16 protein-coding genes and 1 tRNA gene are annotated in these 17271 nt (G+C 61.3%); 6 read left to right on the plus strand and 11 right to left on the minus strand.

The features are described from left to right. Together QFX32_08480 and QFX32_08485 are read right to left on the minus strand one after the other, a co-directional pair. A partial coding sequence (locus tag QFX32_08480) for a molybdopterin-dependent oxidoreductase (protein MDI9634071.1) occupies positions 1 to 468 on the minus strand: 468 nt, incomplete at its 3' end. A 633-nt stretch (positions 469 to 1101) separates the two neighbouring features. Next, positions 1102 to 1458 carry a tetratricopeptide repeat protein gene (locus QFX32_08485; protein MDI9634072.1) on the minus strand — a complete coding sequence of 119 codons (357 nt, stop codon included), beginning with the start codon at positions 1456 to 1458 and terminating at the stop codon, positions 1102 to 1104. A gap of 266 nt (positions 1459 to 1724) precedes the next feature. Here QFX32_08485 and QFX32_08490 point away from each other — a divergent pair, with 266 nt between their 5' ends. Beyond that, positions 1725 to 4370 (plus strand): PAS domain S-box protein, encoded by a 2646-nt coding sequence (locus QFX32_08490; protein MDI9634073.1) that lies wholly within the window; start codon positions 1725 to 1727, stop codon positions 4368 to 4370. A gap of 605 nt (positions 4371 to 4975) precedes the next feature. Here the strand turns inward: QFX32_08490 and QFX32_08495 are convergent. After that, positions 4976 to 6229, minus strand: a complete 1254-nt coding sequence (locus QFX32_08495; protein ID MDI9634074.1) for an arginine deiminase — start codon at positions 6227 to 6229, stop codon at positions 4976 to 4978. Between the two features lie 2 nt (positions 6230 to 6231). Beyond that, complete coding sequence (gene arcC, locus QFX32_08500) at positions 6232 to 7167, minus strand: carbamate kinase (GenBank protein MDI9634075.1); 936 nt, start codon at positions 7165 to 7167, stop codon at positions 6232 to 6234. Between the two features lie 161 nt (positions 7168 to 7328). Between arcC and QFX32_08505 the strand changes: the two genes are divergently transcribed. Next, positions 7329 to 7745: a hypothetical protein gene (locus tag QFX32_08505; GenBank protein MDI9634076.1), complete on the plus strand. Its 417-nt coding sequence runs from the start codon at positions 7329 to 7331 to the stop codon at positions 7743 to 7745. An 8-nt stretch (positions 7746 to 7753) separates the two neighbouring features. Here QFX32_08505 and QFX32_08510 read toward each other — a convergent pair whose 3' ends face one another. The 3 genes from QFX32_08510 to QFX32_08520 form a co-directional block, all read right to left on the minus strand. Then, complete coding sequence (locus QFX32_08510) at positions 7754 to 8419, minus strand: phosphoribosyltransferase (protein ID MDI9634077.1); 666 nt, start codon at positions 8417 to 8419, stop codon at positions 7754 to 7756. A gap of 73 nt (positions 8420 to 8492) precedes the next feature. Then, the gene (locus tag QFX32_08515; protein ID MDI9634078.1) at positions 8493 to 9116 is read right to left on the minus strand and encodes a chemotaxis protein CheC; all 624 of its coding nucleotides are present in this window, start codon (positions 9114 to 9116) and stop codon (positions 8493 to 8495) included. 145 nt (positions 9117 to 9261) lie between these two features. Continuing rightward, positions 9262 to 9834 carry a DUF308 domain-containing protein gene (locus QFX32_08520; protein MDI9634079.1) on the minus strand — a complete coding sequence of 191 codons (573 nt, stop codon included), beginning with the start codon at positions 9832 to 9834 and terminating at the stop codon, positions 9262 to 9264. A gap of 152 nt (positions 9835 to 9986) precedes the next feature. Here QFX32_08520 and QFX32_08525 point away from each other — a divergent pair, with 152 nt between their 5' ends. Beyond that, positions 9987 to 10853: a class I SAM-dependent methyltransferase gene (locus QFX32_08525; protein MDI9634080.1), complete on the plus strand. Its 867-nt coding sequence runs from the start codon at positions 9987 to 9989 to the stop codon at positions 10851 to 10853. Positions 10854 to 10902: 49 nt separating this feature from the next. On the opposite strand, the gene QFX32_08530 is transcribed toward QFX32_08525, so the two are convergent. Continuing rightward, positions 10903 to 10976 (minus strand) — tRNA-Phe (locus QFX32_08530). A 102-nt stretch (positions 10977 to 11078) separates the two neighbouring features. Here QFX32_08530 and QFX32_08535 point away from each other — a divergent pair. After that, positions 11079 to 12053, plus strand: a complete 975-nt coding sequence (locus tag QFX32_08535; GenBank protein ID MDI9634081.1) for a phosphoesterase — start codon at positions 11079 to 11081, stop codon at positions 12051 to 12053. A gap of 44 nt (positions 12054 to 12097) precedes the next feature. Here the strand turns inward: QFX32_08535 and QFX32_08540 are convergent, their stop codons facing one another. Then, positions 12098 to 12889: a hypothetical protein gene (locus tag QFX32_08540; protein ID MDI9634082.1), complete on the minus strand. Its 792-nt coding sequence runs from the start codon at positions 12887 to 12889 to the stop codon at positions 12098 to 12100. A 47-nt stretch (positions 12890 to 12936) separates the two neighbouring features. On the opposite strand from QFX32_08540, the gene metG reads away from it, so the two are divergent. Continuing rightward, complete coding sequence (metG, locus tag QFX32_08545; GenBank protein MDI9634083.1) at positions 12937 to 14925, plus strand: methionine--tRNA ligase; 1989 nt, start codon at positions 12937 to 12939, stop codon at positions 14923 to 14925. Positions 14926 to 15016: 91 nt separating this feature from the next. Here the strand turns inward: metG and QFX32_08550 are convergent, their stop codons facing one another. Beyond that, a complete protein-coding gene (locus tag QFX32_08550; protein MDI9634084.1) occupies positions 15017 to 15616 on the minus strand; it encodes a HEAT repeat domain-containing protein in 600 nt (199 codons plus the stop codon). A gap of 6 nt (positions 15617 to 15622) precedes the next feature. Next, positions 15623 to 15889, minus strand: a complete 267-nt coding sequence (locus QFX32_08555; GenBank protein ID MDI9634085.1) for a hypothetical protein — start codon at positions 15887 to 15889, stop codon at positions 15623 to 15625. Positions 15890 to 16249: 360 nt separating this feature from the next. On the opposite strand from QFX32_08555, the gene QFX32_08560 reads away from it, so the two are divergent. Then, on the plus strand, positions 16250 to 16942 hold the full coding sequence (locus tag QFX32_08560; GenBank protein MDI9634086.1) for a hypothetical protein: 693 nt from the start codon (positions 16250 to 16252) through the stop codon (positions 16940 to 16942). Positions 16943 to 17271: the final 329 nt, after the last annotated feature.

A 17271-nucleotide genomic window follows, 5' to 3' on the forward strand; every position in this document is an offset into this window, starting at 1 on the left:
GATGTCCCCGATCGAGTTCGTCATCGCCCCGGACCCGAACGTCGCCGCGAGCCCCGTAACCGTCGACGCGTGGCACAGCCGCGCGCAGTGGTCGATGTGCCGCGTCTTGAGGACGCCCCGCGCGAACTTCATCATCGCGTAGTTCTCCTCGTTGGAGACGCGGGCCGACGCGAGGCACGCGATCTCGTCGGGCTTGTACTGCTTGAACTTCTTTGCCACGAGGTCGAGCGCCTCGTCCCAGCTCGCCTCGACGAACTTCCCGTCCTTCTTGATGAGCGGGACGGTGAGGCGGTCGGGGTGGTTGATGAACTCGTGGGCATACGTGCCCTTCGGGCAGACCTTCCCCTCGTTCACCGGCGACCGGTGGTACGGCGCCGTTCCGACGACCTTCCCGTCCTTCACCACGAGGTTGAAGGAACATCCCGTCCCGCAGTAGGGACAGGTCGTCTGCACGTACTTTGCAATCATTGAGACACCTGTTTACGGTGCCCTGTGATTATCGGCAGAAAATAAAGGTATCTAAATGTTTTTTTTCTGTATATCATTTTTATTTAATTTATTTAATAAGTTAATATAATATCAATTGAATAGCGACAATGCCATGCACTTTTGCATGCATTCATTGCACCGCACTTTTTTATAAACGGTGAGTATAGACCGCCTTTTGCCCTGTTCACATGAACGCGGGCCAATGTTCCACACATCGATCGTACAATTTCATATCATTCAACCCATTTTTTTCCCATTTCCACTCCTTTTCTGGAGAGTATTATTACCCGGTTTTTCGTTTCGAAGGGGTATGGCATAGTCTATCTTGCCGACTTTTATTGTTCCTGCCAATTTGTCAAACAATGAATTGTCTTCTTTTTTCGGGGTCAATGCCGGAAATCACGAGCGGTGCACCCCTTCACACCCGGGACGATATCTCCACCGGATGCAGGAGGGATGGGATCCCCGTTGTAGTCTCATGACCCGTCCGGAAATGCAGAGAGACTCCATCGGAGATATTTAACGCGGGGCTTATCGCAATTATCACGAAATACGTGAGGAGCAGGTATCTTTGAAATAGAAGCGATTGTGAAAAACGGGAATATACCAGTATTATCTCCCGAGGGCCAGTTCGACACCCCGGTTCATGCAGTCATATGCCTCTTTCTCACGTCCCATTTTCTTTAATGTCAGGCCCTTGTTGAACCACGTCTCCGCATTCTGGGCATCAAGGCTTATTGCCCTGTCGTAACAGGAGAGTGCCTCCTCGCAGCGGCCGAGTTCATCAAGGCTGTTCCCTTTCTCATGCCACGCTATTGCATGGTGGGGATCACTGGCAAGAACCTTCTCAATCAGCTCCAGTGCCCGCGAATGCTCACCCTTCGTTTCTGACTCGAGTGCTTCACGGAGTAAATACGCCTCATCGGGGTGAATTTGCCTCACAGTTTTTCCCGTTGGTCTCGGTTCCATTTTTCTTTTCCCTCGCTGTGACCCTGGCTTCTTCCCAGGATTGGAAAATGCTATATTAGCACCAGAAATTAACGATTTGCAAGCATAAAATGCACAAAGAGACTGAGTGGCACAAGCAGGGGCATTTTTTCGTGCATCACTGCACGGCATATGCGATAATCAGTGAACCCGGGCAGGGCACGATTTTATAAAGGGGGCCAGATATTAACACGTGTGATGAGCCAACCGACCAGGGGAGAATACCTCTGGTCTCCCCGGGGATTGCTATGAGGAACGCCTCTTCATCAGAAAATATTGAAAAAATAAAAAAACTTCTTTCTGAGAACCCTCAGGGTTTGTGTATCAATGAGGTTGCACGACTGCTTAAACGTCACCGCAATTCCGTTTCCCGCGACCTCCATGCACTCCTTGTCACGGGACAGGTCGAGGCCCATTCGTTCGGGACGACGAGAGTCTTTACCCTCGCCGCGAAAAAGGAGAGTATCTCACCACTTGATTGTATCCGCGACATGGTCATTGTTATCGATGGCAGGGGAACCGTTATCGATGCCAATGCATCCCTCCTTGCATTCCTCGGGTGCCGGAAGGATGATCTCATCGGGCACCAGGTGAGTGATTTTCCTCTCCTCTCTTTGCCACTGGAACATTCTTCAATGGGCGCCAGTCCAGGTGAATGCCAAATGATCTTTCTTTCCCCCAAGAAGGGTGGATCCCATTTTTCTCTCAAAATGCGGAGGTTTCCTGCCATTGTTGACAATGGAGAACTGGGAGAATTCATCATCATCCAGGATTGCACCGAGGTGCAGTGCCTCCAGGATGCACTTGACAGCGAAAAACAGATTAGAGAGGCATTTTCCCATGTATCTTCCCTTTTCTATATCCATTTCCTTCCCCGCGGGGAGACACTTTCGTGTAGTGACTGGTATGCATCCCGTTTCTTTCCCTCTGCTCCTCCTCCCACAGAAACAAATTTCTTCTCATTGCTGGACCCTGAAGATGCAAAAAAATTGCAATCAGTCCTTGCCTCACTCTCCCCCGAAAAGCCATCTATTACACTCACTCTTCTGACAGGAACTCCAGGAAATGCTCTATATCCCATCGAATGGAAATTCCATGCAATTTTTGACAGGGATTTGCACGTTCAGTCCATACTCGCAACAGGTGTGGACTTGTCCCTCCAGATGAGGGCTCAGGAACAGGTAAGACAAAAAGAGAGATTCGTGGCCATACTCACGAGGGCATTAGGCAATTTTCTCGACGAGCGAAACGGTGACCGGATATATACCCTCATCACTCACGATATTGGAGAGCTCATTCCCGGAGCATCTGTTGCCGCCTATTCCCTCGACCAAGAGTCCCAATCCTGTATCCTTGAAGCAGTGAGTGCGCCTGAACATCGCAGTGGCCCCTTCCCGATGCCCAACCCTGTATGGGTTGGGAGAAAGTTCTCCCTGAAGAACGACAGGACGGATTTTCTCCTTTCCCCTGAACTCACAACCGGCGACATGACGTGGACTGTTCTCACCCCGTCCTGGTTCCTGGCCGAATCTCTCCAAAATGAGAATATACCTCCCGGAGAACACCTCCCAGAGGATCCGCCGTGCTGTGCAGGGATATCATGGGGAGGGACACTCCATGGAATTGTCGAAATTTACGCTCCCAGGGAAGAGATACTTGAACAAAAATCATTTCTCGTGGAGTACCTGAAGCTTTGCGCCCTCGCCCTGCGTGAACGTCAATCCCTGCGTAAAAAAGAGTTCTCCATGGAACTTTTCGAGACGGTCGCTGCCATCTCATCCCAGCCCATCGCAATTATAGACAGGAACGGCAGGTATACCTATGTCAGCCCCCATTTTACGGATCTCTTTGGCTACACACAAGAGGACATCCCCAATGGACGAGCCTGGTTCATGCGGGCCTTTCCCGATCTCTCTCTCCAGAAGAGGGCAAGGGAATTGTGGAAACGAGACCTTGCCTCCTCCTCCCCGGGCGAGATCCGTCCCCGCCAGTTCACGGTACGGTGCAAAGACGGAGTCTTCAAGGACATCTCGTTCTTACCCATCACTCTGTCAAATGGTGACCAGCTCGTCGTTTATGAAGACCTGACACCCCGCCACGAGTCAGTTCAGATGCAGAATCTCCTTTTCCATCTTTTCGTTTCATCCCATGACGGCATATACATCACGAGCACTGACGGGAGAGTTATCTCATGGAACCCGGCCGCACAGAGGATTTATGGATACTCCTTTGAAGAGATACAGGGCCAGAGTCTCAAGATCCTAGAACCACCCCACCTTGTCGGTGAGATACACGGGATTCAGAAAAAGGCACTGGAGGGGGGTTATCTCGTCGATTTTGAGACTCAACGGGTGAGAAAGGATGGCAGGATCATCGATGTCTCCCTGACCGTATCCTCGATTAAAGGAGCAGGAGGCCAGATTGTTGGTATTTTCACAATTGTCCGAGATATTACCCTTAAAAAATCTGAGGAACGACTTCGGAATGCCGAATATCGCTACCAGGACCTAGTCAGTAGTATTAACATTGGGGTCTACCGGTCAACAGGGGACCCCGAAGGGCGTTTTGTATGGAGGAATAAATCACTCCTTGAGATGCTCGGTTTCGAATCCCTCGATCAACTGAATGGGACAGGTGTAAGCTCCCTTTTTGCAAAGGAGGGGGGAAGGGAAGAGCTCCTCGGAGAGCTCCGCAGGAATGGGTTTGTAAAGAATCGCGAAGTCCTCCTCCGGAGACGGGACGGAAGTGTCCTGCGGGTCCTTGTCACCGCCCTTGCAACGTTTCAACCCGATGGTTCCATCGCATTCATCAACGGAATCGTTGAGGATATCACGTACCTGCGTTCCCTTGAAGAAAAAATTGATTCAATTGAAAAAAAGGGGAAAAATTATTAGAGACTTTTCATTGGGGTGGACAGCAATCATTCCTTACCTATGGAAATCGCATTCGTGATCTCCATTTTATATACCCGCGTCCCGGTAGGAATCACGTGGTTTCAGCCCCCCCACAGAATCAAACTCAAAATAACGCAAAATTATCGTTCAATTAACATTTGGGCACGCTTTCTCCAATCCCGGAAAAATTCCAATTGGAAAACTTCAAAATGCAAAAATAACAGGGGGTAAACAGTGAAATTGATCGTACTCGAAGGGGAACACACATTTGAAAAACGATGCACTCCCCCATGAGAGTGGAACGATAGGCATCTTCGTGACGAGACACCGTTCCTCGAGAAGAGACCCAAATCGAGGATGTCTTCAAAACAATGAAAAATGCATTCGGTTTAAGAAAAATCCACAGGTATCCAACGAAATCTGCGAAGGAGACGGTCTTTCCGAATCTACTCGTACTCGGACTCGTTATTTCTCTGGGATTTGGCGATAAGAATCAATTACGACGGTTGGTTGAATGGGGATGTGGGGAGGGAGCTAATTGTCCATTATTCGGTCAAAAATATCATTCCCCGGATTCCCAACCCTCTCTCCGGAAATCTGCCCTGTCAGATCCCGTCGCGAACGAGCGGGCAGGTGAGGCAGTGGCCTCCCCCTCGCCCCCGCGAGAGCTCCGAGGCCTCGATTTCCACCACGTCGATCCCCGCCTCCCGGAAGTTCCGGTTCGTGTGCGTGTTCCGGTCGTAGCACACGACGCGGCCCGGGTGGATGGCGAGGACGTTGTTCCCGTCGTCCCACTGCTCCCGGGCCGCGTCGTACTCGTCGCCACCGGTCGGGATCGCGGTGAGGCTCTCTTCCCCAAGGGCGGAGCCGACAGCGGTGAGGAAGTCCCCTGCCTCCTCCACGCGGAACGGGCGGTCCCCCCCGCCGGGCTCGAGGACGAATGTCCGGAGGGCCGACGTGACCCTCGGGTACACGGTGACCACGTCCACGTCGAGCATGGAAAAGACGGTGTCGAGGTGCATGTGCGCGCGGTCGGGGGTCATCTGGGCGACGATGACCCTCTCCACGACGCCCTCCGCAAAGAGGGTGCCTGCAAGCCGCTCGATCATCGGCCCCTGCGTCCTCTCCCCCATCCCGACGAGCAGGACCCCCCTCCCCACGGGCATGATGTCCCCCCCTTCCATCGAGGGGATGCCCACAGACGGCACGGAGGTCTCCGACGGGGTCTCGATGCAGGAATACCACACCCTCGCCCCTGAGAAGAGCGGGTGGAACCGGTACACCGCGGCGATGTTCACCGCTTCAGGTTTCCGCACGGGCCAGTGCATCGGGTTGACCGTCACCCCCTCGCCTATCCATGTCGACGAATCGCGGGGGAAGAGGGAGTTGGGGAGGGGAGGGAGGATGAAGGAGTCCGGCGGTGTCGATGCGACCTGGAGCGAGGACCGCGCCATCCCCTCCATGTAGATGCACTCGAGTTCCCTCCGGGTGAGCCCCCCCGTGAGGTGCGTCGCGAGCTGTTTTGGTTCCATCTCGGAGAGGCACATCCTCACCGGCCTGCACGCGGATATTCCCACGGAAAACGGCGTGACGACCCGGTCCACCACCCATTCCCTTATTTTCTCATCCCTAAGGATGTCGACGAGGAGGTCGTGGAGATAGAGTACCCTCACGCCCTCGGCCCGGAGGACCCGCACGAACGCGTCGTGCTCTTTCTGGGCTCTCTCGACCCACGGGATGTCATCGAAGAGGAAATCGCGGCAGTTCGCGGGCGAAAGCCGCCTCATGCCGAGGTCCGGCCGGTGCACGAGGACGGCGCGGAGCCTGCCCACCTCGGAGAAGACACCGGGTCTTCCCACTGTCAGTCCCCCCCTCCCTCCCCCGGCCCGGGGACGACCTGCGTCCCCGCGTCCCCCGCGACGAGTCCCCCGATATCCGTGAGGGCGCCGATCGCGGCCCTCCTCCCGGTCGACTCCACGAAACGGCACGCGGCCTCGACCTTCGGGCCCATGGACCCGGGTTCGAACCGGAACTTCCTCAGGGTCCCGGGGGTGACCGCCCTCAGCCTCCGGGCGTCCGGCGTCTTCCAGCCGAGGTAGACGCCGTCCACGTCCGTTGCCATCACGAGGAGGTCGGCATCGACCTCGCGCGCGAGGAGTGCACTCGCGAGATCCTTGTCGATCACCGCCTCGACGCCGGTGAACCTCCGCACGCCCCCCTCACCCCGGACGACCGGGATGCCCCCGCCCCCTGCGCAGATGACGACGACACCGGCCTCTATCAGGAGCCGGATGGGAACGATCTCCACGATGCGGAGCGGGTCGGGGGAGGGGACAACCCTCCTCCAGGAATCCCCGTCTTTTTCGAACTTCCATCCCCTCTCCCGGGCGATCCTCCCGATCTCCTCCCCGTCGTAGACGGGTCCCACGAACTTCGACGGGTGGCGAAACGCAGGGTCGCGCGGGTCGACCTCGACCATCGTGAGGAGGGTCGCGCAGTGCCGGCCCGGGGGCAGCCTGTTTGCGAGTTCCTGCTCCACCATGTAGCCTATCATCCCCTCGGTCTGGGCATCGAGGACGTCGAGGGGGTAGGGCTTGAGGCGGCTGTCGCACGCGGCCTGGAGCGCGAGGAGACCGACCTGCGGCCCGTTCCCGTGCGTGACGATGACCTCGTGTTCCGCCGCGAGCGGCGCGATGCGGTCCGCCGCGAAACTCGCGTTCTCCCTCTGGACCTCCGCGGTCATCGGCTGCCCCCTCCGGAGGAGGGCGTTCCCCCCGAGAGCGATCACGATCCTCATGGCCCTGCCCCGAGATCCCTCCCGCGCGGGAGGTGGCACCACCGGGGATCTGTCCCTTTCGCTATTATCCCTTGCGCGTGCCGGCAGTGCGGGGGAGGGGCCCCGGCAGGAAGGTATATGCCCCTGCGCGCCCCAAACCCGCACGCGTGGAGGAACGTGCGTTGCGGAATGAGGAGGATCTCGCAGCCTTCCTGCAGGCCCACCCCGTCAAGGTCCGGAGACTGGCCCGTGCCTGCGGGGGCCGCTGCGAACACTGCGGGGAGTCTTTCCCCGTCGGTCACCTCTCTGTCTACGTCCTCGACCCGCCGGCGGGGACACCGTGGCCCGGGGGAGGGCGAGGAGACAGGATCCTCGTCCTCTGCCCTGCCTGCCACGCGGCATTCTCCGGGGGAAAAGTCCCGTGGGAGAGCGCCGCGGTGCTCGTTGGGCTCCGCGCGGAAGAGACGGCGCGGGCGATGGAGAAGATCCTCGGTTCCGCGCCGCGCACGTACGTCCCGCCGGGTGGCCGCGATGCCGCGGAGATATTCGACGATGCCGTGCGCGGCACCGGGCCCGACCTCTGCCTGAACGGCGGCTGAAACGGCCCTCACGGGTTACCCCTCGCGCGCCTGTACTTCCCCCCCTCCCTCTCTGCCCGTCCCCGCCGGACGAGTTCTCCGAGTGCATCCCCCACCGCGCGCCGGGAGGGTGCCATCCCGTACCGGTCCCGCAGGGCGGCGAGGATCTCGGCGGGCGCGAGGGGGTCTCTCCCCATGACGGACTCGCAGAATCCCGTGAGGTCCTCGTGGAGCGCCCACGGGTAGACTATCCACCGCCACGATTCCTCGTACAACGCGTAGTAGTCGGGGGTGAATGCCGATTTCGCCTTGTGGTGGAGGACCGCGGTCCGGACGGCCTTTGGCGACAGGCCATTCAGGTACCGGACCGCGACCTCGAGGGTCTCTCCCGTGTCTGTCACGTCGTCGACGACGAGGACGTCCATCCCCCTCACGTCAGTCGCGAGGGGGTAGCGGACGACCGCGGATTCGCGGCTTTTGGCGGCGACCCCCCAGTGCTCCACCCGGATCGAGGTGAGGGACGAGAGCATGAGGGAGTCGCAGACGATCCGGGCGGGGACGTAGCCCCCCCTCCCGATCGCGACGACGATGTCGGGGGAGAAAGAACCGCGTATTTTCTTGGCGAGGAGGCGGGAGAGTCTCACCGCCTCCCTCCACGGGACGAGTTCTACCGGGAACGAATCTTCCGCGTGCATGGTGGCCCTGTCTCGCGGGTGGGAGACGGTGCCACAACAGCCTTTCGGTCCGGTGCCGTGCGGCACCCCGCGGCTAGGCCGGACCCGCGGGATTCCCGATGAGCGACTCGAGGATCCCCGCCATCTTCTGGAGCGTGCCGTCCTCGATGAGGAGGACGATGTTCCCCTCTATCCTGTGCTCCGGGGAGTTGAGCTGGATGCGGAAGAGGATGATGTCGTTGTAGTCGACGCCCATGCCCACGATGAGGGACTGTACCATCGCGTGGAGGATGTCGGTCGCGAGGTACGGCGGCGAGGGGAGCATCACGAGGCTGAGCATCTCCGACGTCGCGTTGAGGAAAGAGGAGATCATGATGTTCCCTGCCTCGAGGAGGGCGCTCTGCCCGAGCTCGCCGAGCGACTGCCCGCTCTCCTCGCACCCGCACATGATCCCCGCGAGTTTCCTCGCCGAGTCCTGCGAGAAGTGGAGGATGAGGAAACCCCCGTGCGGGAGGTCGCCCTGGAGCTGGAAGACGATCATTGTCGCAACCTCGTCGCCGAGCACCGCGCCGAGGTCGGAGATGTCGAGGAGGTTGACCTCGGGAACGTTCATGTTGACCGTTGTCCCGATGATCTGGGAGAGGGAGGTTGCTGCGTGTGCAGCACCGATATTGGAGAGCTCCTTGAGGGCTTCCACCTGCATCGGGGTAAACCGCATATCGCACCTGCGACCGGCCTATAGAGAACTTTTGAAGAGATCTGTGCACGCGGATTAAAAAAATAGCGGTCTCCCCGGTCTCCGCGGGGACGGGAAGCCCGGCCCGGGCACCAGCGCCCCCCTTCCCGTCCCGGAAATCGGGGGATTATTCCACGGGGCAGATCTCCGGTGCGATCCTCCTCACGATGAACCCGGCACCGACGAGGAGGATGCCATACAGCACGAAGTACACGCCCACCATGTACCCAAAGAGGATGAGAGACCCGTAGAGGGGATACGCCACGAGGAGGACGGCAAAAGCGATCGAGACAATCCCGAGGAGGAACAGGCACCACCGTCCCCGCCCCTCCCTCTCGGAGAATCCCATGGCGATGTTGACCACTCCTATCGCGAGGAGGACAACGCCGAGGATTGTCGAGAGGACCGCCCCGAAGACGAGCGGGGACATGATCGCTGCCATTCCCGAGAAGAACCCCGCGATACCGAGGACGAGGAGGAGACCCGAGTGGGGATCCCCGACCCGGCTCGCGAGGGCGATGACGACCGCGAATATCGCGAGCACGAGGATGACGATCCCAAGGAGGGTCACCACGACTTCCGCCGTGAGCTTTGGGAACGCGAAGAACATGATACCAAAGGCAATTGACATGATCCCCGTCAGGACGTAGGTGGACCACTTCATCCTGCAGATCGATTCCTCAAGGGAGACCTCGGCCATGGGCAGGCACCTCACCACCACTCTCTGCCGTGGTTGCCTTAACCTTATGGGAGCCTGGGGGATGCCCCCGCGGGCCCCCGGCCCCACTCCACCTTCTCTCCCCCTTTCCATCCCCCTTCCTACATATACCAGTCCCCGCGAAAATACAGTGCATGCACCGGATCGTCAACTGGAACGAGCTGTGGAAGGCGATCTTCGCGAGCTCCCCCGGCCGCATCGAGAAGGAGAAGGACCCCGGCGTGGTCTGGGACAGGAAGGCGAGGGCGTACCAGAAGGCCACGAGGGGCGAGCAGGAATCAGCGGAGCGGGACCTTGCATACGTCCGCCTCCTCCCCACGGATACCGTCCTCGACATGGGGGCGGGGACGGGGAGACTCGCGGTCCCCATGGCACGGCGCGTCTCCCATGTCACCGCGCTCGACGCGTCGTCCGGGATGCTCTCCATCCTGCGGGAGAACATGGGGCGGGCGGGCCTCGCCAACTACACCTGCGTCCACATGAGGTGGGAGGACGTCGTCGTGGGGAGGGACATCGCGCCGCACGACGTCGTGGTCGCCGCGTTCTCCCTTGGCATCTACGACCTCGCCGCCGCGCTCGAAAAGCTCGACGCGGCTGCCCGAAGGGCGGTGTACCTCTTCTGGCACGCGGGCGAGTGGCGGGGACCCGAAGAGATGGAGCTCTACAGGGCGGTCTTCGGCGAGCTCGGCGCCGCGAGGAAGGGCTACCCCGACTACATCTTCCCGCTCAACATCCTGCACGACGCGGGGATCTATGCCTCGGTGCGGATCTACGACGCCGGGTGGGAGACGACGTATGCGTCGGTGGACGAGGCCGCGGAGAGCTGGATTGCGCTCCACTGCCCCGGGCTCAAGGACTCCACCCCGGTCCGGGAGTACTTCGCGCGGAGACTCCGGAGAAAATGGGAGGGCGGCCCGTTCGCCTACAGAGTGACACGGAGAACGGCCGTCGTCTGGTGGGAGAAACCGCAGGAGACCCGGGACAGAAAGGATACCGATTGATGCTACGGAATCGCACCGAGAATAGATGCGCACCGCCGCGTGCGGTGAGTGCCTCAGCCCGGATTTGAACCGGGGACAACCAGATCTTCAGTCTGGCGCTCTCCCAAGCTGAGCTACTGAGGCGGGGAAACAATATTGTCGGTCACGGCTAATAAATTATGTGTTTTTCCGGATGAACAGAGATTACCGCCAGATCCACGCGGCGGCGAGCGGGTGTGGGGGACGATGAGGTTCCCGTGGACCAGCCGGTTCCGGAAGGCCCCGGGGGATGAAATCCGGCTCCTGCTCTCGGGGAGGGAAGGGGGGGTCGTGCACCTCACGCACAACGACCTCGACGCCGTCGGCTGCGACGCCATCCACCGGAGGGCATACCCGCGGGTGACCACGCTCTTCTGCTCCGTGGGCCGGTTCCCCCGCGCGCTGGAGACGGTCTCCGGGACCCCGGGCGGGGGGAGCACCCTGAGCATAACGGACCTCGGCTACTTCCAGGGGGCAGAGTCCGTCCTGTCCCGGGTGAAGGCCGCGGGGTGGAGGGTCGAGTGGCGTGACCACCACAGGTGGACGGAGGGGGAGATCGAGAGGGTCGCTGCATCCTGCGACGTCCTCCGCGTGAGCACCGAGACCTGCGCGACCGGGTTGTGTGCCCGGGACCTCCTCCCGGATGACCCTGTCGCGCGGGAGATCGCGTCGGTCGTCTGCGACTACGACCTATGGGTCCACAAGGACCCGCGTTCCGCGGTCCTCGGCCAGATCATCCAGCGGAAGGAGAACAGGGAGTACATCCGCGACAGGCTCGTCGAGGGTGTCTTCTCCGACGAGACCATGGCCCGCATGTACCGCGAGATCCGCGAGGACATGGAGAGGGCCATCAGGAAGAGCATGCGGAAGGCGAGGGTGCACGTCGCGCGGTTCCGGATCGGATTTGCACCTCTCTACGGGTACCCGAGCGAGACCGCCGCCGCGATGCGCAGGGAACTCGGGACGGAGATGGAGGTCCTCGTCTCGCCCTCGGGGAGGTTCTCTCTCCGCTCGGTCCCGCCGGTGAGCCACATCCTCGCGAAGAGCTTCGGCGGCGGCGGCCACCCCCACGCGGCCGGCGGGAACTTCCCGTTCGGGTTCTGGGACAGGATCATCTTCCGGCTCTCGGGCAGGTGTCCCTACGCCGCGCAGTTCGTGGCGCGCGCAGAATCACTCCCTTGAGTGCGCATCCTTCCCCCTGCCGGCCCCGATTCCCTCTTTTTCCGTCACGCGGTGCGGACAGTCGACGCCTCCACGAGGCGTCTCCAGTACTCCGGGCACTTCGCCGTGCAGTACCCCGCGAGCCGGACCCTCTCTGCGTCGCACACCTCGAGGATCCTCTCCACGTCGTCACCCCCCGGGTCGAGGAGGAAGACCGTTGCGACCTCGTACTCGTCCATGAGTTCCGCGAGTCCCGCGATGTCCCGCCCCCTCACGACGATTGCCCGCTGGTACTCGAGGAGTTCCCCGAGGGTGGCACGGTCCGCCCCCTCGACGAAGAAGAGGACGCGCCTGCCCGCGAGTGCCTCCAGTTCCCCGGGGACCGCCTCCCCGCCGATGCAGACGTGCCCCCCGATCCCCCTGTCCCGCATCTCCCGGAATAATCGCCTGTACTGCTCGCAGAGGGTTGCACGCGCCTCTTCCTCGTCGCCGTAGTGCGCGTCTTCTCTTGCGACGAGGTGGGGGGCGGGGACAGCGAACCTGCAGCCGGGGGAGAGGGCCACGGCCCTCGCCGCGTCGTCCGCGAGGAGCCCCGGAGACAGCGCGAGTTCTCCCGTAATTTTCCCTCCTTCGAGGCCCTCGATCGATTCCCCGAGCCGCTTCCCGTAGAACTTCCCCCCCGCGCAGGGCAGGGAGATCCCCGCGTCCAGCTGCGGGCGGAGACTCTCCTCCACGAGGAACGACGTGAGGTCCGCTTCCCTGCCCCTCTGGTCCTCCACCCACCCCGCGAGGTCGCCTGCGTCCGGCAATCCGGGCTCTGCGCCCAGCCCGCAGGTCGGAAGGACGGTTTTCCTCACGGTGGACCCTCCCAGTTATTTATAGCATTACCATCAAAAGCATAGTGATGCAAGACAAGCCCATCCTGGTGACCTGCGGTCTCCCCTACACGAACGGGCCCTGTCACATCGGGCACCTACGCACCTACGTACCCGCGGACTTCTACGTCCGCTCCCTCCGGCGCATGGGGGAGGAAGTGGTCTTCATCTGCGGCTCCGACAACCACGGGACACCCATCGTGGTGAGTGCCGAGGAAGAGGGCGTCTCGCCGAGGCAGCTCTCCGAGCGGTACCACGCCCACTTCGAGGAGACGTTCCGGCGGATGATGGTCCACTTCGACCACTTCGGGATGACCGACGATCCCACGAACCACGAGCGGACGCAGAAGATCGTGCGGAGGCTCATCGAGAACGGCCACGTCTACTCAAAGGTCATCCAGCAGAGCTACTGCCCGAAGTGCGCGCGGTTCCTCCCCGACAGGTACGTGGAAGGGCTGTGCCCCTACTGCGGGACCCCCGCGCGCGGCGACGAGTGCGACCAGGGGTGTGGCAGGCACCTCGAGCCGGGCGAGGTCCGCGAGCCGGTCTGCATGGTCTGCAAGACGAGGGCAGAGCTCCGCGACCAGGAGCACTACTTCTTCCGCCTCGGGGCATTCAAGGAATTCCTCCTCCAATACCTCGAGGGGCTCAGGGGAACCCTCAACGCGCGGAACTACGCGCTCGGGTGGGTGAGGGAAGGGCTCCGCGACTGGTGCATCACGAGGACTCTGGACTGGGGCGTGAAGTTCCCGGGGAGGGACGACCTCGTCGTCTACGTCTGGGTCGATGCCCCCATCGGGTACATCTCGTTCACCGAGGAGTGGGCCGCGAAGGCCGGGCGGGACTGGAAGGAGCTGTGGTGTGGCGAGAACCGCGTGACGCACTTCATCGGCGGCGACATCGTGTACCACCACTGCATCTTCTGGCCCGCGCTCCTCGAGGGGGCGGGCTACGGGACACCGTACGCGATCGTCGCGAGCGGGATGGTCAAGGTGGACGACCACAAGTTCTCGAAGACGAGGGGGTACGTCGTCTGGACGAACGAGGACTACCTCGACCGCGGCCTGCCCCCCGATTACCTCCGGTACTACCTCCTCTCCTACACGAACCACACAAAGGACCTCAATTTCTCTTGGAAGGTCTTCTCGGAGAGAATCAACAACGAGCTCGTGAACACCCTCGGGAACTTCCTCTACAGGACCCTCCACTTCGCGCACAGGGAGTTTGGGGGGATCCCGGACGTCCCCGTCTCCCCCGCGATACTGGATAGGATACGGGAGGCCACCGCGAGAGTCACGGCGGCGGTAAGGGATTACGACTTCAAGGTCGCCGTGGACGAGGCGATGGCGCTCGCCGCGTTCGGGAACAACTACATCCAGGCGAACGCACCGTGGAAACTGGTGAAGTCAGACAGGGACGCCGCGTGCCGCGTGGTGAAGGACTGCCTCGTCCTCGCGCACGCGCTCTCCATCCTCTTCGAACCCGCGATCCCGGGGAAGGCCCGCGAAATCTGGGAGATGCTCGGGAACGATCGGCCGATGGAGGGTATCACCTTCGACGCGGCGGCACGCGACCTCCCCCCGCGGCCGCTCCCGGCTCCCCGCCCGGTCTTCCCGAAGATCGAGGACTCGCTCGTCCGCGAGATGGACGGGATCCTCACAGAGAGGGTCAGGAGGGCGGCCGAGCGCGCGAAGGAGGCAGCGAGGGTGCCGATCGAGGAATTCCAGCGTCTCGACATCCGGACGGGGAGGATCATCGCCGCGGAACCGGTCCCGAAGTCAAAGAAACTCCTGAAGCTCACGGTCGATCTCGGGGAGGGGACGAGGCAGGTGGTGGCGGGAATCGCGCAGTTCTACAGGCCCGAGGAGCTCGTGGGACTGAACGTCGTGGTCGTTGCCAACCTCGAGCCGGCCCGGATCTTCGGGATCGAGAGCCAGGGGATGGTCCTTGCCGCGGGCGACGAGGCGTCCCTCCTCGTCCCTCTCCGGGACGTCCCGCCCGGGACGAAGATCCGGTGAGGGACCGGGAACGCCTGCACCCTGCCCCTCACAAAGAGACCTTCTTTTCCAATGTTTTTCGCGGGGTATTCCGGACCGTCCTCCACACACCTCACCGGCGGGAAAGGACGTCCCTTGCCGCCTCGCGGACGAAGTCCACCCTTTCCTCTCCCTCCAGCCGCCTTATCTCTCCTAATCCCTCCTCGCTCCCCAGCCTGCCGAGGGCGATGACCGCTGCCTTCCGGACGTAAGGGTTCTCGTCGCGGAGCCTCCCTGCGAGCGGCCGGACCGCGCTCTGGTCCCCTATCTCCCCGAGTGCCTTTGCCGCCATGTACCGCACGTGGTCCTTTCCGTCCGCGAGGGCCGCGACGAGCGCGGCGACAGCCCCGCGGCCCTTCGCCATCCCGAGGATCTCCGCGGCCCTGTACCGGACCCTCCAGTCGGGGTCGGAGAGGAGCGGGACGACGTCGGGGACGACTTCCTCCCCGAGTCCGCCGAGCGCGGCGGCCGCCTGGGCGCGGACGCCCTTGTCGGGATCCCGGAGGGCAGAGAGGAAGATCCCCTTGAACGCGGGGTTCTTCTCCCTGCCCGCGAGGAAGAGGGCATACCGCCGCACGTGGGGATCGGGCGAGTGTACGGCCTCCCCCGCGAGGATACCGCGGGCACTCTCGAGCGGGTCGCCATGGGGGGACGGGTCCGGTTCACTTGCCATGCTGCATCACTCCCCGGAGGGGGCGAGACGCCCCCGTTCTTCCCTGCACATTCCCCGCACACCGGCGGCGACGAGCCATGTCCCAAAGCCTAGGAAAACCGCTGCCGGGAACAGAGAGATTTCAGGAGGCATTCCCGTGGCCAGGAGGGCAAGACCAAGGGACGTGACCACGGCGCCGAGTCCAACCGGGGGAATGCCGCTATTCACGTGGAAAACCGGGCATCCTCCCGCTGCATTCCCTGCCATGAGAGGAATATCCTCCTCGCGCTCCATAATACCCACTCTTTCCGCCGTGTGTATCTCCCCTCCCTCGTGATGACCGGAACGGTACGTGGGAGTCCCCCTCCTGCAAAGTGTATCGCACGATGTGGTTTATGGACGGGGGGCATCCGGGACTGTGCGCGGGCGATTCTCGTCTCCCGTTCGGAACGCGTGCGCTGGTGGGGGAGAGAGCCGCGGGAACGCGAAAACGGAAAGGTTCGTGCGGCACGACCGGCACGAGAACCCGGGTAATCGGGGAGAGAAAGCCTTTAGGATCCGCGGGGGACTCCCTCCCAAGGGGCGACATTCTTTTATCTTCCCACCCACATTACTGGTGTATCTGGTCTTCCTCTGGGAGATGGGGGTCCGAGAATGAAGTTCAGGGAAGCGTGGTTACAGATGAGGCGCGGGACGTTGATAGGTATTTTCGCGTTATTCCTCGTCGCGGGGCTCGTTGCCCCCGCGTGTGCAGCACCGGTCGCAGGATTCAAGGGAATTCCAAGTCCCGGGAGCTTGAGTAAGACGAGCGTCCTCGAGAAGCTGTATGCCATCGGGGTAACGCTGAATTCCCAGCCTTTCCCCGGCGTAAGCGTACCATCGTCCCCGGGTGCGGCGGGTCAAGGTACCGTGAGTTACTCAAACAGCGTCTCGTCGTACGCGTCGTGCCCCTCCTGCTACGGGACGTGGCAGTCGACCGTGATCACCCACTACTCGTCCGTTCCCACGTTCTATCCCGACGAGGTCCAGCCCCAGGAGAGGGACTACGGGTCCATGGTCGTGGTCGGTCCCGACGACGGGAAGAAGTACTACTTCTGGATAAAGTCCGACTTCTTCGCCCTCGATGTCGCGGACTACTACAATATGCAGTGGATTGGCCCCTCCGTCCTCCCCGTCTACTTCGACAACAACATCCTCTCGGGCACCTATTGCCTGAAGGTCACCACGTCTCCATACAGCCCCTACAGGGACGTCGTGTGGTGCGGGACTGCCGTCGTCGCACCAAACCAGACGACGACCGTGAGGGTCGCCTTCTCGGGCTGCCCGTTCGGCTGCAACTGCTGTTGAGGACACCCGCCCTTCTTTCTCTATTTCTCCCTCCTTTCCCGGTAGCGGTGTCAGACCGCCACGCAGTGCGGAGACACTCCCCACAAGGATTCCACGGGCAAAATCCGAGGGAGATAGTTACCCTGAGGATGGTATCCCGCTTGAGAAAACCCCGTGGGGAGAGCGGGGACAGTCTTCCCTCCGTTTCCACCGGTTCCCTGTGAAAGCAACCGGCAAAACGGTTCTCAATAGCCCCTCCTCTCCCTGCATAGGCAACGTTCCCCGCCAATGGGGGGGGTACTGGATGCACGAGGGCAAACGTGCCTCTTCCCGTAAATCCCTTCGGTACA

Origin of the sequence: Methanolinea sp., assembly GCA_030055515.1 — an archaeon.
Lineage (GTDB): Archaea > Halobacteriota > Methanomicrobia > Methanomicrobiales > Methanospirillaceae > Methanolinea_A.

What these genes read in the sequence shown, in the direction of transcription:
- QFX32_08485 (MDI9634072.1), bottom strand. Translation starts at nt 1,458, where the DNA reads ATGGAACCGAGACCAACGGGAAAAACTGTGAGGCAAATTCACCCCGAT.
- QFX32_08490 (MDI9634073.1), top strand. Translation starts at nt 1,725, where the DNA reads ATGAGGAACGCCTCTTCATCAGAAAATATTGAAAAAATAAAAAAACTT.
- arcC (MDI9634075.1), bottom strand. Translation starts at nt 7,167, where the DNA reads ATGAGGATCGTGATCGCTCTCGGGGGGAACGCCCTCCTCCGGAGGGGG.
- QFX32_08510 (MDI9634077.1), bottom strand. Translation starts at nt 8,419, where the DNA reads ATGCACGCGGAAGATTCGTTCCCGGTAGAACTCGTCCCGTGGAGGGAG.
- QFX32_08515 (MDI9634078.1), bottom strand. Translation starts at nt 9,116, where the DNA reads ATGCGGTTTACCCCGATGCAGGTGGAAGCCCTCAAGGAGCTCTCCAAT.
- QFX32_08520 (MDI9634079.1), bottom strand. Translation starts at nt 9,834, where the DNA reads ATGGCCGAGGTCTCCCTTGAGGAATCGATCTGCAGGATGAAGTGGTCC.
- QFX32_08525 (MDI9634080.1), top strand. Translation starts at nt 9,987, where the DNA reads ATGCACCGGATCGTCAACTGGAACGAGCTGTGGAAGGCGATCTTCGCG.
- QFX32_08535 (MDI9634081.1), top strand. Translation starts at nt 11,079, where the DNA reads ATGAGGTTCCCGTGGACCAGCCGGTTCCGGAAGGCCCCGGGGGATGAA.
- metG (MDI9634083.1), top strand. Translation starts at nt 12,937, where the DNA reads ATGCAAGACAAGCCCATCCTGGTGACCTGCGGTCTCCCCTACACGAAC.
- QFX32_08550 (MDI9634084.1), bottom strand. Translation starts at nt 15,616, where the DNA reads ATGGCAAGTGAACCGGACCCGTCCCCCCATGGCGACCCGCTCGAGAGT.
- QFX32_08555 (MDI9634085.1), bottom strand. Translation starts at nt 15,889, where the DNA reads ATGGAGCGCGAGGAGGATATTCCTCTCATGGCAGGGAATGCAGCGGGA.
- QFX32_08560 (MDI9634086.1), top strand. Translation starts at nt 16,250, where the DNA reads ATGAAGTTCAGGGAAGCGTGGTTACAGATGAGGCGCGGGACGTTGATA.